The 18,950-nt window shown below is 67.7% G+C and carries 18 protein-coding genes; 9 read left to right on the top strand and 9 right to left on the bottom strand.

Annotated features, from left to right (window positions below):
- Positions 1-4 precede the first annotated feature (4 nt).
- The 4 genes from Q392_RS20760 to Q392_RS20745 all read right to left on the bottom strand — a co-directional run bounded on the left by Q392_RS20760 (position 5) and on the right by Q392_RS20745 (position 3,872).
- Positions 5-808, bottom strand: a complete 804-nt coding sequence (locus Q392_RS20760; protein ID WP_038211761.1) for an SDR family NAD(P)-dependent oxidoreductase — start codon at positions 806-808, stop codon at positions 5-7.
- A gap of 1 nt (position 809) precedes the next feature.
- A complete protein-coding gene (locus Q392_RS20755; RefSeq protein WP_038211760.1) occupies positions 810-2,537 on the bottom strand; it encodes a thiamine pyrophosphate-binding protein in 1,728 nt (575 codons plus the stop codon).
- A gap of 88 nt (positions 2,538-2,625) precedes the next feature.
- Positions 2,626-3,300: a TetR/AcrR family transcriptional regulator gene (locus Q392_RS31415; RefSeq protein WP_051953804.1), complete on the bottom strand. Its 675-nt coding sequence runs from the start codon at positions 3,298-3,300 to the stop codon at positions 2,626-2,628.
- Complete coding sequence (locus Q392_RS20745) at positions 3,297-3,872, bottom strand: SCO family protein (RefSeq protein WP_157008111.1); 576 nt, start codon at positions 3,870-3,872, stop codon at positions 3,297-3,299. The genes Q392_RS31415 and Q392_RS20745 overlap by 4 nt, the downstream gene beginning before the upstream one ends.
- Before the next feature lie 115 nt (positions 3,873-3,987).
- On the opposite strand from Q392_RS20745, the gene Q392_RS20740 reads away from it, so the two are divergent.
- From Q392_RS20740 to Q392_RS20725, 4 genes are all read left to right on the top strand, one after another.
- Positions 3,988-4,653: a TetR/AcrR family transcriptional regulator gene (locus tag Q392_RS20740; RefSeq protein ID WP_038211757.1), complete on the top strand. Its 666-nt coding sequence runs from the start codon at positions 3,988-3,990 to the stop codon at positions 4,651-4,653.
- 155 nt (positions 4,654-4,808) lie between these two features.
- The gene (locus tag Q392_RS20735; protein WP_245610765.1) at positions 4,809-6,374 is read left to right on the top strand and encodes an AMP-binding protein; all 1,566 of its coding nucleotides are present in this window, start codon (positions 4,809-4,811) and stop codon (positions 6,372-6,374) included.
- A gap of 13 nt (positions 6,375-6,387) precedes the next feature.
- Positions 6,388-7,368, top strand: a complete 981-nt coding sequence (locus Q392_RS20730) for a Bug family tripartite tricarboxylate transporter substrate binding protein (protein WP_084217264.1) — start codon at positions 6,388-6,390, stop codon at positions 7,366-7,368.
- Positions 7,365-8,483 (top strand): AraC family transcriptional regulator, encoded by a 1,119-nt coding sequence (locus Q392_RS20725; protein WP_084217262.1) that lies wholly within the window; start codon positions 7,365-7,367, stop codon positions 8,481-8,483. Before Q392_RS20730 ends, Q392_RS20725 begins: the two co-directional genes overlap by 4 nt.
- Positions 8,484-8,492: 9 nt before the next feature.
- Here the strand turns inward: Q392_RS20725 and Q392_RS20720 are convergent, their stop codons facing one another.
- The gene (locus tag Q392_RS20720; RefSeq protein ID WP_051953801.1) at positions 8,493-9,614 is read right to left on the bottom strand and encodes a CaiB/BaiF CoA transferase family protein; all 1,122 of its coding nucleotides are present in this window, start codon (positions 9,612-9,614) and stop codon (positions 8,493-8,495) included.
- Positions 9,615-9,811: 197 nt separating this feature from the next.
- Here Q392_RS20720 and Q392_RS20715 point away from each other — a divergent pair, with 197 nt between their 5' ends.
- Positions 9,812-10,762, top strand: coding sequence for an NADPH:quinone oxidoreductase family protein (locus Q392_RS20715; RefSeq protein WP_425425192.1), 951 nt, complete (start codon positions 9,812-9,814; stop codon positions 10,760-10,762).
- Between the two features lie 33 nt (positions 10,763-10,795).
- Here Q392_RS20715 and Q392_RS20710 read toward each other — a convergent pair whose 3' ends face one another.
- Entirely contained in the window at positions 10,796-11,956 is a 1,161-nt protein-coding gene (locus Q392_RS20710) for an acyl-CoA dehydrogenase family protein (RefSeq protein WP_038211753.1), read from the bottom strand.
- An 83-nt stretch (positions 11,957-12,039) separates the two neighbouring features.
- On the opposite strand from Q392_RS20710, the gene Q392_RS33650 reads away from it, so the two are divergent.
- Positions 12,040-13,476, top strand: coding sequence for an AraC-like ligand-binding domain-containing protein (locus Q392_RS33650; RefSeq protein ID WP_342665628.1), 1,437 nt, complete (start codon positions 12,040-12,042; stop codon positions 13,474-13,476).
- 14 nt (positions 13,477-13,490) lie between these two features.
- Here the strand turns inward: Q392_RS33650 and Q392_RS32130 are convergent, their stop codons facing one another.
- Positions 13,491-15,473, bottom strand: a complete 1,983-nt coding sequence (locus Q392_RS32130) for an amidohydrolase (RefSeq protein WP_169748322.1) — start codon at positions 15,471-15,473, stop codon at positions 13,491-13,493.
- 196 nt (positions 15,474-15,669) lie between these two features.
- On the opposite strand from Q392_RS32130, the gene Q392_RS20695 reads away from it, so the two are divergent.
- Genes Q392_RS20695 through Q392_RS20685 form a run of 3 tightly spaced genes read left to right on the top strand, consistent with a single transcriptional unit; the run spans position 15,670 to position 18,486 of the window.
- Positions 15,670-16,029: a DUF6616 family protein gene (locus Q392_RS20695; protein WP_038211751.1), complete on the top strand. Its 360-nt coding sequence runs from the start codon at positions 15,670-15,672 to the stop codon at positions 16,027-16,029.
- Between the two features lie 3 nt (positions 16,030-16,032).
- Entirely contained in the window at positions 16,033-17,367 is a 1,335-nt protein-coding gene (locus Q392_RS20690) for an MFS transporter (RefSeq protein WP_157008109.1), read from the top strand.
- Between the two features lie 9 nt (positions 17,368-17,376).
- Positions 17,377-18,486 carry a class II histone deacetylase gene (locus tag Q392_RS20685; RefSeq protein WP_038211749.1) on the top strand — a complete coding sequence of 370 codons (1,110 nt, stop codon included), beginning with the start codon at positions 17,377-17,379 and terminating at the stop codon, positions 18,484-18,486.
- Here Q392_RS20685 and Q392_RS32935 read toward each other — a convergent pair.
- Positions 18,441-18,590 carry a helix-turn-helix domain-containing protein gene (locus tag Q392_RS32935; protein ID WP_157008107.1) on the bottom strand — a complete coding sequence of 50 codons (150 nt, stop codon included), beginning with the start codon at positions 18,588-18,590 and terminating at the stop codon, positions 18,441-18,443. The genes Q392_RS20685 and Q392_RS32935 overlap by 46 nt on opposite strands.
- Positions 18,591-18,611: 21 nt before the next feature.
- On the bottom strand, positions 18,612-18,950 hold a 339-nt coding region (locus Q392_RS20680), incomplete at its 5' end, for an integrase core domain-containing protein (protein ID WP_038211747.1).

The raw sequence follows: 18,950 nt of genomic DNA, 5'->3' as shown, positions 1-18,950 counted from the left end.
GGGGTCAGGCGGCCGGTGCCGACGGCTTGCGCGCGGCGAGGCTCGGGTAGCGCTGCATCGAGGCACCGCCGTCCACGTAGAGGGTCTGGCCCGTCACGTAGGCCGCGTCGTCGCTCGCGAGGTAGGCGATCGCCGCCGCGATGTCCTCGGGCCGGGCCGGGCGCTGCAGAGGGATGTTGTCGAGAAAGGCCCCGCGCGCGACCGGGTCGGCGAGCAGGCGCGCCACCATCGGCGTGTCGGTGAGGCCCGGCCCCACCGATGCGACGCGGATGCCCTGCGCCGCGAGCTCGAGCGCCGCGACGCGTCCGAGCATCTCCACGCCGGCCTTCGCCGCGCAATAGGCCGCCAGCCCCTCGCCGGGCTGCCGCGCATTGGTCGAGGCGATGTTGACGATCACCGCCGGACCGCCCTGCGCGATCATCTGCCGCGCCTGTGCTTGCAGCGAGACGAAGACGCCCGTGAGGCACACGTCGAGCACGTGCCGCCAGGTTTCGAGTGTGGTGTCGACCAGGCGCGCACTGGCTCCCACGCCAGCCGCATTCACGGCAATGTCGAGCCGATCGAACGCGGCGGCCGTGGCCTCGACGGCGCGCTGCATGTCGGTGGCGTTCGCCACGTCCGCGGCGATCGCCAGCGCGCCGCCGCCGATCGCATCGGCGGTCGCGCGCGCGGCGGCTGCATCGCGGTCGAGGCAGGCGATGCGTGCGCCCTCCTCGGCCAGGCGCATGCAGATGGCGCGCCCGATGCCGGAGCCTGCGCCGGTGACCAGGGCCGCGCGGCCCTCGAGTCTCTTGCTTGGCGGCGTCATCTCAGGCCTCCAGGTCATCGGCATAGGGAACAAAGTTCCGTTCGGCGTCGCGCTCGGCCATGCGGCCGACGAAGCGCTGCGTGATCGGGTGCATCACGCCCGGGTCCGTCATCACGTTCACGCAGGCGGGTCGGTTCGACGCCAGTGCACGCGCGAGCGCCGCGTCGAGCTGTGCCACGTCCTCGACGAACTCCGCGTGGCAGCCGAAGCCGGCAGCGGCCTGCTCGTAGCGCGTACGGCCAAGGTCACTGACCATGCGCCGGCCCTCGCCGTACATCAGGTCCTGCCCGTGCGCCGACATGCCCCACATCTGGTCGTTGTTGACGACCACGACCACCGGCAGCTCGTGCCGCACCAGGGTGTCGAACTCCGCGAAGTTGAAACCGATCGAGCCGTCGCCGGTGAACAGCACGACACGCCGCCCGGGGTTGGCCACCTGCGCGCCGACCGCCAGAGGCAGGCCCTCGCCCATACAGCCCACGTAGCCGTGGCCGAGCCAGCGGCCGGGCGCGTCGCTGTGCGCCGTCAAATCGATCCACGAATGCGACTCGCCGCCATCGAGGCAGACGACTGCATCGCGCGGCAGCGCCGCGGCCACCGCAGCCGCGAGGCGGTAGGGATGCACGGGGCCGCAGTCGGCCGCCGCCACCTGCGCGAAGTTCCGCTTCGACGCCGCACCGACGGCGCACAGGCGATGCGCCCATGCGGTGGTGTCAGGCAGCGGCGCGACCTCGGTGGCGGCCAGCAGCGCGCGCAGCGTCTCGCCGCAGTCGGCCGCCACCGACAGGTCGGGCTCGCGGATACGCCCCATTTCGCCGGGCTCGATGTCGACCTGCACGATCGTCGCCTCGTCCGGCAGGAAGGACTTGCGGCGACCGCCGGTATAGATGCCGAAGCGAGCGCCCAGCACCAGCAGCAGGTCGGGCACCAGGTCCTGGCCGCGCGCCGGCGCCAGCGTCGCGTAGCCGCGGCCCCACAGCGCGTGGTCGGTGGGCAGCACGCCGCGCGACTTGGCATTGGTGAGCACGGGAATGCCAGAGCGCTCGGCGAAGGCTCGCAGCTCGGCGGCGCAGTCGGCATAGAGCGTGCCGCCGCCGGCGAGGATCACGGGGCGTTGCGCACGGCGCAGCAGCGCGACGATGCGCGCCACCGCATCGGCCGTGGGCGCGGGCCGCGTCGGCGCGCCCGCCGGATCGAGGTGCCGTACCTCCTTGGGCGCGATCAGGCCGAACATGACATCGATCGGGATCTCGACATACACCGGTCCGGGACGTCCTGTGGTCGCCTTGCGGATCGCCTGCCCCACGAGATCGGCCAGGCGATTGATGTGCGGCACCTGCACCGCCCACTTGGTGACCGAGCGCATCACCGCCATTTGATCGACGCCGCCGTTGACCGGCAGCGCGTCGAGGTCCTGCAGCGGCGCTGCCCCGCCGATGACCAGCATCGGCACGCAGTCCGCCAGCGCATTGGCCACCGGCGAGACCACGTTGGTGATGCCGCCGCCAGCCGTCACCAGCGCCACGCCGATGCGGCCGGTGCTGCGGGCATAGGCCGAGGCGGCGAAACCGGCGGCCTGCTCGTGGCGCGTGTCGACCACGCGCAGGCCGGCGTCGCGCGCGGCCTGGTAGGCCGAATCGAGGTGGCCGCCATGCAGGGTGAATGCGGTGTCGGTGCCGAAGCGCCGGAGGACGTCGATCAGGATCTGGCCGCCATTGAGTTTCGCCACGGATGCTCTCCAGAGTGCGCTTCGAGCGCGTTACCGAAAGAAGACGCGTCCGTTCTGAAGGACGCGCTTCGTTGGTGGCGGACTTTAATTAAACACGTTCATTTAAATATCGGTGTTTTCCCTTGGGCGCCGTTTCGGCGTCGCAAGCCCACTGTCCGATCAGCGCGCTCACCACGGTCTCGACCATCGTGGCGGTCGCCGACCAGGGCATGCTCGGCGTGACGCGCGGGAACGCGATCACTCCGTGCGTGGCCGCGATCAGCGAGTCCATGGCCAGCGTCGTGTCGATGGGCCGGCGCGGCAGCGAGGCGAGGAAGTCGTCGACGACCTGCCGGTAGAGCGCGAGCGAACGCACGACGCTCGACGAGCGCCCGAAGGGCAGCCCCTCGGGTGTGTGCAGCGCCGCGCGCTCGCGCGAGCCGGCGAACAGCACGTCGAAGTGATCGGGATGCGCGAGCCAGTAGCGCGCCGCCTCGAGAAACACCGCGCGCACGCGCCGCGCCGGTTCGGCCGTGGCCTGCGCGCAGGCCTCCATGGCGTCGGTGGCCGCGTTCATGTCGAACTCGCGGATGGCGACGAGCAGCGCCCGCCGGTCGGGAAAGTACTGGTAGATCGATCCCGGCGAGTAGCCGGCGCGGGCCGCGATGTGGCGCATCGACATCGCACTCGCGCCCTGCTCGACCAGGATGCGGCGACCCGCGTCGATGAAGGCCTGGCGCACCCGCCGCCTGTCGACCGCGGAATACGCCTTGCGGCCGGTCACACGATGTGCCGGCGCAGGCGCTCGACCACGGCGGCGATGTCGAGCGCGTCTGGCAGATGGGTTTCATAGCACCCGCCCGGCGCCATCAGATAGGCGAAGGCCGTGTGCGGAACCACGTAGCCGCCAGGTGCGCCGGCATCCGGCACCGGTTCCGCGAACACGCGGAATGCCTTCTTGGCGGCCTCGACCTGCGCGGGCGTCCCGGTGAGCCCGATGAAGCCGCCGGGCTGGCGCGCGACATAGGCACGCATGGTCGACGGGTCGTCGCGCTGCGGATCGACGGTGACGTACAGGGGCTGGATTCGATCGGCCAGCGGCCCGAGGCGCTCGAGGGCGGCGCTCAGCTTGCCGAGTTCGCGCGGGCAGACCACGGCGCAATGCGTGAAGCCGAAGAAGACCAGCAGGTAGCGATCGCCGAAGCTGCGCTCGTTGACGGCGCGGCCGTGGTGGTCGACCAGATCGAAACGGCCATCGATGGGCACCGGACGGGCCTCCGGTACCTGGACAGCTTGGGCGGCCATTGCGCCGCCGCAGCAGGCGCGCACCGGCGCCGGGGAGGTCTGTGTCGTCATGCGCGCATATTAATTACACATGTTCATTTATGAACCGGGTTTTCCCGTGCCCGGCCCTATACTTTTGGCCCACCGCTCTGCGCGGAAGAACCCCAGCCCCAGAGCACGCCACCCCATGTCATTCCGCCCATCCAAACCCGAGGTCCTCAGCCGTGCGCGAACTCCCGAGGACAAGGCCAAGGTCCGGGAGGCCTTCATCGCCGCGGGTCGCAAGCTGTTCGCCGACGAGGAACCGTCGACCGTCTCCCTGCGGCGCATCGCCGCGGCCGCCGGCTACGCGCCGGGCTCCATCTACCAGTACTTCCAGGACCAGCAGGACCTGTTCTTCCACATCCGCGCGCACGACATGCAGGCCTCCACCGAGCAGCTGCGCGAGCTGATCGCGCGCGTGCGCAGTCCGCAGCGGCGGGTCCTCAAGCTCTTCATCGGCACGGCCGACTACTGGCTCGAGCACATGGAGGAATTCCTGGTGATCTTTCCCGCGCCCAGCGTGGGCCGGGCGCCGGCGATCGGCAGTGCCGGCGTGCCCTTCGGCCGGTCGCCCGTGGTGCAGGACAGCCTCAAGCTCTACTACGACACGGTGGACGAGTTCTTCCAGACCCTGGCGCGTCCACCCATGAATGCGCGACTGGCCACCGACATCCTGATCGCGGCGGTGCACGGCACGATCGTCTTTCCCTGCATGACACGGACCATGGACTGGTCCGACACGCGTCTCATGGTCAAGCACCTGGTCACGAGCATGGTGGACGGCTGGAGCAAGAGCGGCCCAGCCGCCTAACATGCCGCCGGCGTCGCCGTACCGGCCGCCGGAGCGTCATGCAGTTTGATCGGCCCGGTCATGCCGCGCGCCGCCCCCGCTTCGTATGCTCGGACCATTGAAAGAGAGACAAGGTCCGAGCCGTCCCGGGTGGCAAGGGCCGCACGGAGACCGCCTTGCCATCGAACGAACCTGTCCTTGACGACCTGGCGCAATTCGCCGTCAAGACTCCCGCGCGGCCTGCCGCCATTCTGGCCGAGACCGGCGAAACGCTCGGCTACCAGGCACTGCACGAACGCTCGGCGCGGCTCGCGCAATTCTTCGCCGCGCGCCTCACGGTCGGTGAAGTGATTGCGATCCTGCTGGGCAACCGGCTCGAGTACTTCGAGGTCGCCTTCGCCGCGCGCCGCGCCGGCCTCTACTACGTCCCGATCAGCACACACCTCACGCGCGGCGAGATCGAATACATCCTGCAGGACTCCGATGCACGTGTCCTCGTGACGGAGACGGCACTCTTTCCCTGGCCCGATCACTCGCCCCGGCCAGCCCGGCTCGACGACGTGCTCTGCATCGATGCCGACGTCCCCGTCGCCGGTGCTGCGAGCTACCGCGCGCTCGTCGAGCGCGACGGCCCGGTCCCGCCCCTGCCCGACAGGCCCATCGGACTGGACTTTGCCTACTCCTCGGGAACCACCGGCAGGCCCAAGGGCATCAAGCACAGGCTCGAGGACCGGCAATTGCGCAAGGCCCTGGCGGGTGACTGGCTCTCATTCTTCTCCTTCGACTCGGACAGCGTCTATCTCTCGCCCGCACCGCTCTACCACGCGGCGCCTCTGCGCTTTAGCATGCGCTGCGTCGCACTCGGCGGCACGGTGGTGCTGATGCGCCGCTTCGACGCGGAAGGTGCGCTCGAGGCGATCGCGCGCTGGCGCGTCACCCATTCGCAGTGGGTGCCAACCATGTTCATCCGCCTGCTCACGCTGCCTGCCGAGCGCCGCACGGCCCATGATCTGTCGAGCCACCGTCTGGCGCTGCATGCTGCGGCGCCTTGCCCCATCCAGGTCAAGCGCCGCATGATCGACTGGTGGGGGCCGATAGTCTGGGAGTACTACACCGGCTCGGAGCGCGCCGGCGCCACTGCGATCTCGGCACCCGAGTGGCTGGCACGCCCGGGTTCGGTGGGCCGCGCAAAGCAGGGCGTGCTGCACATCGTCGGCGACGACGGCAACGAGTGCCCACCGATGGTCGATGGCCTTGTCTGCTTCGAGGGCGGCCCCACCTTCGCGTACCACAACGATCCGGTGAAGACCGCCGAAGCCCACACGCCGCAGGGCTGGGGCACCTTCGGCGACATCGGGCACGTGGATGCGCAGGGCTACCTCTTCCTCACCGACCGCCGTGCCAACATGATCATCTCCGGCGGCGTGAACATCTACCCGCAGGAGGCGGAGAACCTGCTGCAGGACCACCCGCTGGTCCACGAGGTAGCCGTGATCGGCGTGTCGCACCCCGAGTTCGGCGAAGAGGTGAAGGCCGTCGTCGAACTGAATGACCCAGCGCTCGCCAACGCGTCGACCGCGCAGCAGCTCATCGACCATTGCCGCGCCCATCTCTCGGCCATCAAGTGTCCACGCAGCGTGGACTTCGCGACCGACCTGCCGCGCACCGAGACCGGCAAGCTGCTCAAGCGCGCCGTCCGCGACCGCTACCGCGCACTCGCGACGCCCGCTTCCAAACCGTGACGAAAACCCGACCATGACAATCGACATCGGACGCAGACACTGGACGATGGCCATGCTGGTATCGCTGGCCGTTCTGCCCAAAGCCGCCAGGGCGCAGCAAGAGACCAAACCGCTGACGCTGCTCGTGCCCTACGCAGGCGGCGGCGCGGCCGACCCGGTCGTGCGTCCGCTCGCGCAGCGCCTGCAGGAGGTGCTCTCGCGCACCGTACTGGTCGACAACAGAGCCGGCGCCAACGGACTCATCGGCACGCAATACCTGCTGCGCCAACCGCCCGATGGCTTGACAGTGCTGTTCCACATCACGAGCCTGATCCAGAACATCGCGCTGTCGCGCGGCAAGCCGCCCTACGACTTCGTGAAGGACATTGAGCCGCTGGTGCTGCTGGGTCGCCAGGCAGTAGTCCTGGCGGTACCCTCCTCGAGCCCTTACCAGAGCCTGGCCGAACTCGCGCGTGCGGCCAAGGCCAACCCCGGCAACTTCTCGTTCGGCTCCTACGGCGCAGGCTCGACCTCGCACATCTATGGCGAGCAGCTGCGTGCGGCCTGGAACATCGAGATGCCGCACGTGGCCTTCCGCGGCACCGGCCCCCTGCTGCAGGACATGCTGGGCGGGCGCGTGCCGATGGCCTTCGTCTCGGCCGCCACCGCGATCGAGCGGCAGGGCGACAAGGGACTGCGTTCGATCGCGGTGGCGCACGGCAGAAGGCTGACCGCACTGCCGCAGGTGCCCACGCTGTCCGAGCTCGGGTACGCCGGCTTCGAGCACACCGGCTGGTGGGGCCTGTTCCTGCGCGCGGGAACGCCGGCGCCGTTGGCCGACCGGTTGCGAAGCGCCATCCGCGCCATCCTGCAGGAGCCCGACATGATCGGCCGGCTACAGCTGGCCGGCCTGGAGCCCAGCAGCGAGACGCCCGAGCAGATCACGGCCGCGATGCAGAACGAGTACCGCCACTGGGAGGCGCTGAGCCGACGCTTCAACATCACGGCGGAATGACGCCGCTGCTCGTGCGGGAGGCGCGACAATGCGAAACGCATGCCCGCGCTTTCCCCGCACAAGCCCGCCTTATGACCGCCGTCTCCGGCCCTCTGCCGAGCGCCACGCCGCCGCCGATCGCCGGCTGGTTCGTCCAGTTGTTCTTGCGTAGCGCGAACTTGCCGCCGGAGCGGGCCCACGCGGTGCTGCGCCGCTCCGGCATCGATCCGCGGCAACTGAACGCGAGCGGGCTGCGCGTCACCGAGCAGGCATTCACCCGCTTTCTGATCCTGCTGGCACGGCGCGCGCGCGACGAAGCCTGGGGCATTGCCTCGCGGCCGATTCCGCCGGGCACCTTCCACACCCTGTGCCGGCTGATCGTCAATTGCCGCACGCTCGGCGAGGCGCTGGCTGTCATCGGCCGCTTCTATGCGCTGGTGGTCGACGATTTTTCGCTCAAGCTGCGCCGCGAGGGCGGCGAGGCCGTCGTCTGGCTCAAGCCCTTGCGCAAGCTCTCGCCCGAGCGGCGCGTGAGCCTGCATGGCGCAACCATTTTCCTGCTCTACCAGTTCATGTGCTGGCTGGTCGACCGACGCATTCCGCTGACCGCAGTGGAGTTCTCGTATCCGCGCCGGCCGACCAGCGCCGAGACGCTGCGCACCTACGACACGCGCGAGATCCGCTTCGAGCAGCCGTTCACCGCCCTGCGGCTCGAAAGCCATCTCGCCTCACTGCCGATCATCGGCGGCGAGGAGCGCCTGATCCGCTTTCTCTCCGAGGCGCCTCGCACGCTCATCACCCGCTACTACGACCAGAGCCGCGCGAGCGACCGTGTCAAGTCCATCCTGCGCGCGCAGGTGGGCTCGCCGCTGAGCCTGGACGACGTGGCGGCCCGCCTGCACATGACACCGGTGACCCTGCGGCGGCACCTGATCGACGAGGGCTGCGGCTTCTCGGAACTGCGCGACGACGTGCGACGCCGCGCGGCGCTCGACATGGTGCGCCAGGGCCATGTGAAGCTCGAGACCATCGCGCTGCGACTCGGCTTCGCCGAGTACAGCACCTTCCACCGCGCTTTTCGCCGCTGGACGGGCACAGGCCCCACCGAGTACCGGGCCAATCCGCCCGCATCCTGAGGCCGGCCTTCAGCTTCCGAGGTCCGCGGGTCGCGCCCAGTCCGCCAGCCATTGCGCATCGGCCATCACAGGCATCGCGGGCCGCGGCACCGCCGGCGAATGGCTGAAACGCGGCGCCGGCGCCGGCTGCAGTTCCCCCTCGAGTTCGACGAAGGTGCCCCGCGCCACGAGGTGCGGATCGCGCGTGCTCTCGGCGAGAGAGTGGACGGGCGCCACGCAGGCATCGCTTCCTTCGAACAGCGCCTCCCAATGCCGGCGGGGCTCGCCCGCGAAGAGCTGCTCCAGCGCGCGCGCCTGTTCGGGCCAGCGTGCGCGATCACTCTGTGCGAACGCCTTGAGGTCCAGGCCCAGCCGCGTACAGAACTCGGCATGGAACTGCGGTTCGATCGCACCCACCGCCAGATGAAGTCCGTCCGCGCATCGGTAGCTGCGGTAGTACGGTGCCGCACCATCGAGCGTGTTGGACTGCCGCTCGTCCCGCCAGCGCGACGCGGCCCGCAGGCCATGGATCAGCGACAGCAGAGACACACAGCCGTCGCAGATCGCGGCATCGACCACCTGGCCGCGCCCGCTGCGCATCGCCTCGTGCAGCGCCGCGAGCACGCCCACGGCCAGGTAGAGCGCGCCGCCGCCATAGTCGCCGACGAGGTTCAGCGGCACGATCGGGCCCTCGGCGGGACCGATGGGATGCAGGCCGCCCGCGACCGCGAGGTAGTCGATGTCATGGCCTGCCTGCCGGCTGCGCGGACCCTCCTGCCCCCATCCGGTCATGCGGCCGAACACCAGCGCCGGCCGCAGCGCAACCAACTCCGCCGGGCCGAGTCCCAGCCTCTCCATCACGCCGGGCCGGAATCCCTCGATCGCCACATCGGCATGGCGCAGCAATTCGCGCGCCGTCGCGAGGCCTTCGGTCGAGCGCAGGTCGAGCGCGAGGCGCTCCCGCCCGCGCATGGTCGCGCCGCGCTCCATCTCCATCGCCCCGGGGCGCTCGATGCGGACCACCCGCGCCCCCATGTCGGCGAGCAGCATGGCGGTGAAGGAGACCGGTCCCAGGCCCGCGAATTCGACGACCCGCACGCCCCGCAGCGGACCGGTGGGCTGTGGCGGCGCGTGCTTCGACGTGTCGTTCATCGCGCCATGGTGCCTTCGGGCTCACGCCACCGCGATGACCGTCGCGCTCGTTCTCCATGACCATGGCGCGCCGCGCCATGCGGCTTGCTCGGAGGGGTCATGGCGCCAGGGCGGCCGGCCTTTCATCATGGCGCCAACTACAGGAGCCGAAATTGAAAGCATGGGTGAGTCATCGCCCCGGGGGACCGGAGACGCTGGTGTGGCAGGAGTTGCCGGATCCGGTGCCCACCGACGGCGAGGTGCTCGTGAAGATCTCCGCGGTGGGCGTCAACTACCCCGACGGCCTGCTGATCCGCGACCTCTACCAGGTCAAGCCCGAGCGGCCCTTCATTCCCGGCAGCGAGTTCTGCGGCGTGGTGGAACAGGCGGGCCGCGGCGTATCGGGCCTGCGCGAGGGCGACCTCGTCATCGGCCGCTGCGGCTGGGGCGCCATGGCCGATCGCATCGCCGTGGCCGAGCAACGCTGCGTGCGCGTTCCAGCCGACACCCCGCGCACGCAGGCGGCGGCCTTCATGTTCGCCTATGCCACCGCCTACCACGCCCTGTGCGACGCCGCTCAATTGCGCGCAAAGCAGACGGCGCTTGTGCTCGGTGCCGCGGGCGGCGTCGGATCGGCCGCGGTCGAGGTCGCGCGCGCGCTGGGAGCCCGCGTGGTGGCCGCCGTGTCGTCACCCTCCAAGCTGGCTTTCGCGATGGCGCGCGGGGCCTCGGACGGCCTGGTCTATGAAGAGCGGGTCGAGGACCGGAAAGCGCAGCAGGCACTCGCGCGGCGCATCAAGGATGCGGTGGGCGGCGACGGTTGCGACGTGGTGTTCGACCCGGTCGGTGGCGGCTACAGCGAACCGGCATTGCGCAGCCTGCGCCGGGGCGGCCGCCATTTGGTGGTGGGATTCACAGCCGGCATACCGAGCATTCCCCTCAACCTGGCGCTGCTCAAGAGCCGCCACATTGTCGGTGTCGACTGGCGCAGCTTCGTGCAGGAAGACCCCAAGCTCAACGACCGCAACATGCAATCGCTGCTCGCGATGTGGCGCGAGGGCCTGCTGCAGCCGGAAGTGACCGAGACTTTCAGCCTGGCCGACGCGCCCTTGGCCATCGCTCGACTCGATGCGCGTGGTGCACTCGGGAAGATCGTCGTTGTCGCATGAGGACGGCGGCCGCCTGGGCCGCCGTCCCCTGCCTCAGTTCAGCTCGCCCGAAAGAATCTCCCGAGCCATCACGATCTTCATGATCTCGGTCGAACCCTCCATCTGCTTGCACATGCGCAGCAGGTTGTGGAAGTCGAAGAACGGGTAGTCCTCGATCGCGAGGCCGCGGCCACCCAACACCTGCATCGAGCGGTCGATCACGCGCAGGCCCGCATCCACGCAGTAGGCCTTCACCATGGCCGCCTGCAGCCGCGAGGCCGAGTAGCCGCCGCGCGCGACCATCCATGCCGCGTAGTAGGTGTTGAGGCGGATGGATTCGATGTCGTACTGGTTGTCGGTCAGCATCCACTGGATCGCCTGGTTGTCGCCGAGCGCCTTGCCGAACACCTTGCGCTCTCGCGCGTACTCGACGGCGAGCTCCTGGCTGCGCTCGGCCATGCCGAGCGATGTGCCGCCCAGCCGAAGACGGAAGCGGTTGAACTGGTGCTGGGCGATGGAGAAGCCCTCGCCCTCCGCGCCCAGCAGGTTCTCGGCGGGCACGATGACGTTCTCGAGCCGCACCTCCTGCTCCGTGCCCCACTGCCGCGCGATCACGGGGATGTCGCGCGATTTTGTGAATCCCGGCGTATCGTTGTCGACCAGGAAGACGCTAATTCCCTTCGGTCCCTTGCTCGGGTCGGTGACGGCCGCGACCGCCGTGTACGACGCGAAGTGATGGCCGGTGCGCCACATCTTCGTGCCATTGAGCACCCAGTGGTCGCTCTTTCGCACAGCCGTCGTGCGGATGCCTGCGAGGTCCGAGCCGGCTTCGGGTTCGGTGAAGCACATCGACCAGCCCGTCTTTCCCTCGAGCACCGGATAGAGGTACTTCTCGCGGATCTTCTCTGGCGCCTTGTAGAGCACCGGCCACGGCGCGAACGGCCCGCCGGGCATGCGGCGTGGCGACTTGGAGAACTCGGCCAGCACGATCACGTCCTCCATCGGCCCCAGGCCCTGCCCGCCGAATTCCTTGGGCACGATCAGCTTGGCGAGGCCGTACTCGGCCAGCTTGGCCTTCAGGTGCGCATTGAGTTCGGGGCTGTAGTCGGAGTTGGCAACTGGCCACTCACGGTAGAACGGGAGGACTTCTCTATGGACGAAGGTGCGCGCGCGTTGCTGCAGGTCAAGTTGATCAGGAGAGAGTTCGAAATCCATGGGTGTGCTTCTCGCGGTTCGGACATGCACCGCCTTGGCATGTCAACACTGTTCGATTGAAGCAGGGCGCCCACGCGGCCGCCATGGCGCCTGCGTTCAAATCACATGGCACAAGCGAGCGCCCCCACATGTCCTCGCGGCAAGCAATTCTCGAAGCGCAGGCAGGCCATCTACAGCAGTTGCAGCGCGACCTTGAGGCAATTCGATCCAGCTGCTCGCTTGCGGGTCGAGCTTCTTGCGGACGGCAACCTCAGGCTACGGGCATCGCCTATGCGCCTACCAGGCCATGTGGGCACCGTGCATCGCGCGATACCGGCATGGGATTCAGCCTGCTGAACAACATCGCCGTCGCGATCGAAGCCATGAAGAAGCGTCACGGTCCCGGCAGGGTCGCGGTGATCGACTGGGCATGCACCACGGCAACGGATGCGACCGGCCCGTCGACCGCGATGCGCGGCCGCACCGACGCGGCAACGCCCGCCCGAGCGGCGTCCATAAGGCTTTCCCTATTGGCGCAAAACTTGCTCGCACGCATACTGTTTCAGCATTCGAGGGATGACATGCGCGCGCACTCCTTCAGAACTTCCGACGTGCCTCGCCTCGAGCGGCGGCGCCATTGGGAAGCATCCTTGAGTCCCTATTTCGGCCGGCTGCATCGAGACACCGGAGGTGGCGACAGTCTCGATGCGCACCTCGATGTCTACGACATGGGCGGCATCGCCGCGATCCGCATGGAAATCTCGCGCTCGCGCGTGACGCGCCTGGCGCGCGATGCAATCGACAAGGGCGGAGACTACTTCAAGCTCTCGATGCAGCTCAGGGGCTGCGCCGATGTGACGGTCGACGGTGAAACCGTACGCCTCGACGCCGGCGACTGGATCGCACTCGATCAACGCCGGCCCTATACCTGGGAATCGCCGGCCGACTCGAAGCTCTTCGGTCTTCAAATTCCCCGCGCGCGGCTCACGGGAATGAAACTGCCGGCCATGCTCAGCTCGCAGAGCACCGAGCCGGAGACAGGCGGCATGAAGAGCGTCCTGAGCGGATATCTGCGCACACTGGAGGCGCAGATCGGAAGGATCGCAGAGCAAGCAGCCATCCTGTTGGCGGATACCTCCCTCGGACTGGTCGCCGCGATGCTGGAAGACGAGCGCCGCGTCCCCGCGAGGGCCGAAGACTCTCTCGCCGGCCTGCGTCTGCGGGCTGAAAAATTCGTTCGCGCACGAGCCTGCGATCCGGAGTTCACCGTGGACGAACTCGCCAAGGCACTCCATTGCTCGCGCCGCTACCTCTACAAGGCCTTCTCGGGCGAGATGCTGAGTCCGGAGAAGATGATCTGGCAGCTTCGGCTCGAGCGCAGTTGCCAGGCCCTGCTCGCCCCCAAGAATGCGGCCCGATCGATCGGGTCGATCGCTTTCGATCACGGCTTCAACAGCGATGCGCATTTCATACGTGCCTTCAAGGCTCGCTATGGCATGCCGCCGGCACGGTACCGGCAGCACTTCAGCGCGCAGCCGTGAGTGGCGGCCTGACTTCAACGCACCGGCGACTCGTAGGCAATCCGGCCGTCGACCATGGTCAGTTGGCTCTCGATGCCAGGGAGACGTTCGGCGGGAACGCTGAAGATGTCGGCCGAGAGCACGGCCAGATCGGCAAGGTAGCCGGGCGCAAGCCGGCCCTTTTCCGCCTGCAGGCCTTCGGCCACGGCGCTGCCCCAGGTGTAGGCCGCCACGGCGGTCTCGCGATCGACGGCTTCCTCCGGGTTCGCCGGATGCGTGGTCGCGGCCCAAATGCCGAGGAAGGGGTTGAGGGGTCCGTCCGATCCGATGGCCACGTCCATCCCGTTCGCAAACAGTGAACCGAAAGACGCGTAGCGCGTGCCCGTGCCGAAACGGCTCGCATACTGTCCGGCCAGCACGAAGTGGGAGGGGTTCTGCACCACCAGCACGCCCAGCCTCCGCGCCCGGGGCATCTGCACGTCGGTGAACCCGTCTCCATGCTCCAGGCGAAAGCCGCTCTGCTTCCAGTCGACCGGCGGCTCGAAGGCCTCGAGGCAGCACAGTACGCTCTCGATGGTCGCGGTGCCGATGGCATGCAGGAGCAAGTGCTCGCCCGAGCGCAAGCTTTCGGCGAGCATCTGCATGATCTCGGCCCGGGAGAAGTTCTCACGGCCTGTCTGCCAAGGCGCATCCGCATAACCACGCCCGAGCGCCGCGCCGCGCTCGACCCAGGTACCGTCGAGGATCCACTTCGTGCCTTCCACCGTCACCAGCGGGCTCGCGGGCGCACCGACATCGATGTCCTCGTGCACCAGGCGGCCGGCCGGCCCCGAAGGCGGGAAGCGAATGACGCGGACACGGATCGGCAATGCGGCCGCATCGAGCATCTGTACATAGCGCCGTACTGGCGTCCATGACATGTTCTGCAGCGTGGTGATACCTAGGCGAAGGCACTCGGCGCCGAGCGTGCGCAGGCTTGCGGCACCCTCCTCCACGCTGGCCATCGATGCGAAGCAACGCTGCGGCGCCCACTGGGCGTATTCGTGGATGCGCCCGTTCAGGCGTCCGTACGGCGGCACGCGCTCGAACCAGCCGCCGACCGGATCCGGCGCACGGTCGTCGATGCCGAGTCGGCGCATGGCCTCGGTATTGACCACGTTCGTGTGGTTCGTGATACCCAGCAGGATGACTGGGTGTTTCGGGGCGATCCTGTCGAGCACGGTACGCGTTGCGTCGCGCGCGTTGGTGACGGCCTCGCTCATCGTTCCGAAGATCCAGGTGCCCGGCGGCGCAGCAGCGCAGGCCTCTGCGATGCGCGCGTGCGCCTCGTCCCAACTCAACGAATGGTCGATGGGCAGCCGCACACCCGTGGGGTCGGGCGTGTGGTGCATGTGTGCGTCGTTGAAGCCCGGTATCACCGTACGGCCGGCCAGTTCCACCACGCGCGCACCGGGGCGCACCTGCATGGCCAGTGCTTCTCCGGTTCCGGCCGCAACGATCCGCCGTCCCCGCACCAGCAGCGCATCGCACCATGGCTGATCCGGATCGTTGGTGAAGATGCGACCCCCGCGCAACAGGATCTCATCGTCTTCGGACGATTCGCAGGCTGCAGCGTGACGCGAGGGCGACGGCGGGACACCGGGAGAAGCATCTGCCGGGGCAGCAATGCCTTCGCCGTCCTGCTGCAGCCAGCGCACGAGGGACACAACGGCGGCAGGAGCCCCGTCGGACAGCGCGGCATCATCCGCCTGCTTGCTCATCGCATGCCATGCGTCTGCAGCACAAGTCCAGTCCAGCGGGCGCGTGAGGCGGCGTGGGCGGCGCCAGTCGCCATCCGGGGCAATGCGATGCCGATCGGATTCCACGACGCGCGAAAGGAAGTTCTCGCGCGACGCCGTACACAAGCAGGCCGGAGACAAACGCTTCGCGCCATCGGCCGCACGGTCGATCGCGGGCGCCGCCGATGCGCGCGGGGGGGCAATCAGGTCAGAGAACCGGATACCGGCTGGTGAATGCATCGGCGGATTGTCAGAGCGCCTGCCTCGTGACATTGACTGTTCACGCATCAGGGGTTGATCGAGGGTGCATGGGTCGGCCGCTCGGCGCTCGCGGACTCCACGGTCAATGCGGGGTGCACCGTCGGTCAACTCGGCGTGCAGAGAGCTGCCTATCTTCCGCTGCACCGCATCCACAGCCTCCATCGAAGGCGATTTCATGGCCGACAAACACATCTTCATCGAACATTGGACATTCAAGCACACGTGGCATGAGCTGACGCCACGGGCACGCCAGGACTATGCGGACCAGATCAGGCTGGCGAGCGCCGGGGGACACCCCAGCGGCGTTCGCGTGATCGCATGGGGCCTGGTTGACCGGCATGCGCCGCAGAGCATCGCTCACGACTTCTGGGCCGTGTGGCAGGCCGACAGCGCCGAGGCTGTTCGCGCCTTCATGGCCGGTGTCGAAGCTTCGGGCTGGTACCGATATTTCGAACAAGCCAACACCGTGGGCCGCTGTTCCTCTGCGAGTGAAGTGCTCAGCGCCATGGTGGCGCTGGCCGACAAGGAGGGCTGAAGCATGCAAAGCACATTGCCAGCCGATGGGCTGACCATGGCGGCCGGGGATGAAGACGAGGAAAGCGTTTTCGGCAAGATCACGCGGCGCATCATCCCGATCCTGTTCCTGTGCCTCGTGCTGAACTTCGTCGATCGCATCAACATCGGCTTTGCGCAATTGCAGATGAAGCATGCGCTGGGATTCAGCGACGCCGTGTACGGGCTGGGCGCCGGCATCTTCTTCATCGGCTACTTTTTCTTCGAGGTGCCGAGCAACCTGATCCTGCAGCGCATCGGAGCGCGCAAGACCATCCTGCGGATCATGTTCTGCTGGGGCATTGTGTCGGCCAGCACGATGTTCGTACAGACGCCCATGCAGTTCTACGTGGTGCGCTTCCTGCTCGGTGCCTTCGAAGCCGGCCTGCTGCCGGGCATCCTGCTGTACCTGACTTTCTGGTTCCCGAAGGCGCGCCGCGCCAAGGTGATCGGCCTGTTCATGGCTGCGACCTCTGTCGGCGGCATCATCACCGGCCCCGTCTCGGGCTGGATCCTGCACAACATGGGAGGAGTCGGCGGGCTCGATGGATGGCAATGGCTGTTCTTGATCGAGGGATTGCCGTCGTCGATCATAGGTGTCTTCACCTACTTCTATCTCGACGACGATGTGAAGTCCGCACGCTGGCTGTCTCAACGTGAGAAGCGCACGGTGGCCGACGTGCTGGCACGCGACGAAGCCGGTGAAGACCGGGCAGCGCCGTCGGTGTGGGCTGCCTTCAGGGACCTGAAGGTCTGGCTGTTCTCTCTGACGTACATGATGGTGCTGTCCGGCGCGAACGTCACCAGCCTGTGGACTCCGAGCCTGATCAAGGGTATGGGGATCTCGAACACGGTACACATCGGGCTGCTCTCGACGCTGCCGTACGTGGCCGGCGGCCTCGGCATGATCTTCTACGGCAGGCGGTCCGACCGCCGCGGCGAGCGGCGCTGGCACTTCGCGGTGGCCGTGATGGCCGGTGCAGCTTGTCTCGCGTTGGCGCAGACGCCTGCCATGCCACTCGCCTTTTCAATGCTGTTCCTCTCTCTGGCCGTGGGTGGCAACGTTGCAGGCCTGCCGGTGTTCTGGGCGGCCGCCACCGGCCACCTGTCGCGCCAGACGGCCGCCGCGGGGATCGCCATCATCAGCAGCGTAGGCAACCTCTCCGGGATACTCGCGCCGGCCGGCGTGGGCGCCCTTGCCACCACCACCGGCAGGCTGAGCTACGGCATGTTCGCCTGCGCAATGGTGGTGGCTGCGAGCGGCATCGTCCTGCTGTTGATGGTTCCCGCGCAGCACCGCAGTTCATCGGCGTCAGATTGAGGGCGTCGGATGAGCACCGCCTTCTTTCACGACGAACGCACGCTCTGGCACGAGCCGGCCCACAACTACGTATCGACCATGCGTGCCGGCGGGTGGGTCCAGCCGTCGGCTGTCGAGGGCTTCATCGATTCGCCCGAATCCAAGCGACGCATCAAGGCACTGATGGACGTCTCCGGCTTGACAAGTCGCCTGACCGTCACGAGCGCACAAGCGGCTGACGAAGAAGACCTGTCCCGGGTCCATTCCAGGAGCTACCTCGCGCGCTTCAAGGCCGGCAGCGACGCGGGCGGCGGCGAATTGGGCCCGCTCGCGCCATACGGGCCGGGCGGCTACGAGATCGCCGCGCTCTCGGCCGGACTGGCCACTACGGCAATGGATTCGGTCGTTTCCGGGAACTTCGACAATGCCTATGCGCTTACCAGGCCATGCGGGCACCATGCATCGCGCGATACCGGCATGGGATTCAGCCTGCTGAACAACATCGCCATCGGGATCGAAGCCATGAAGGAGCGCCACGGTCTCGGCAAGGTCGCAGTGATCGACTGGGACGTGCACCACGGCAACGGAACGCAGCAGATCTTCTACGCCCGCAACGACGTGCTCACCGTGTCGCTGCACCAGGAAAACTGCTATCCGCCAGGCTCGGGCGCCTTCGCCGAGCGTGGCGAGAATCAGGGTCTCGATCACAACCTCAACGTCCCTCTGCTGGCGGGCGGCGGCCATGCGGCCTACCTGTACGCCCTCGAGCGGCTGGTGTTTCCCGCCGTCGAGCGCTTTCAGCCGGAACTCATCGTGGTCGCCAGCGGACTTGATGCGAACTGCATGGATCCACTGGCCCGCATGCAACTCTATCCGGAGTCATTCCGGCAGATGACCCTGCAAGTCCGGGAACTCGCTTCGGCCCTGTGCAAAGGGCGGCTGGCCATGGTGCATGAGGGCGGCTATTCGCAGGTATGCGTGCCATTCTGCGGCCTCGCGACGCTCGAAGCGCTCTCTGGCCATCGGACAGGCGTGCCTGACCCGTTCATGCCCAGCTTCGCTGAAAAGCAACCCTCTTATCGCTTCGAACGCCTTCAAAGAGAGCTGATCGATGAAATGGCCGAGGCCTTTGGTCTTTGAGGCAACGATCTGAGTTTCGTGCAAAGGCCACGACATCGGCCCCGCTCCCAGTCGCGCAGCGTCGCCACAGGCATACCGATGCGCTCTGCAAAGTCGGCCTGCATCAGCCCGGACCTCTGCCGCACCTAGCTGTGAAGTGTCAACAGGTTCTTTCGAGGAATCGATAGACGGGTGATTGGAGCAGCCAAGTTGATACCGTGGTGGGGGCGGTGCCAGTTGTAGAAGTGATTCCACAAGGACAAGGCCGCACGGCGCTGGTCTGAGTTGGCGTAGGCGTGGCCGTAGGCCCACTCGCGCAGGGCGGACTGGATGAAGCGCTCGGCCTTGCCATTGGTCTGGGGTCGGTAGGCCCGGGTGAACTTCTGGGTGATGCCCATCTCCAGGCAAGCCTGGCTGAACAGGCCCGAGCGAAACGCCATGCCGTTGTCGGTCAGCACGCGCTGGATGGGCACGCCCAGGCCGAT

Source organism: Xenophilus azovorans DSM 13620 (assembly GCF_000745855.1).
Classification (GTDB): Bacteria; Pseudomonadota; Gammaproteobacteria; order Burkholderiales; family Burkholderiaceae_C; genus Xenophilus; species Xenophilus azovorans.
The sequence above is the reverse complement of the archived record's forward strand: the minus strand, read 5'-3'. Positions and strand labels throughout refer to the sequence as shown.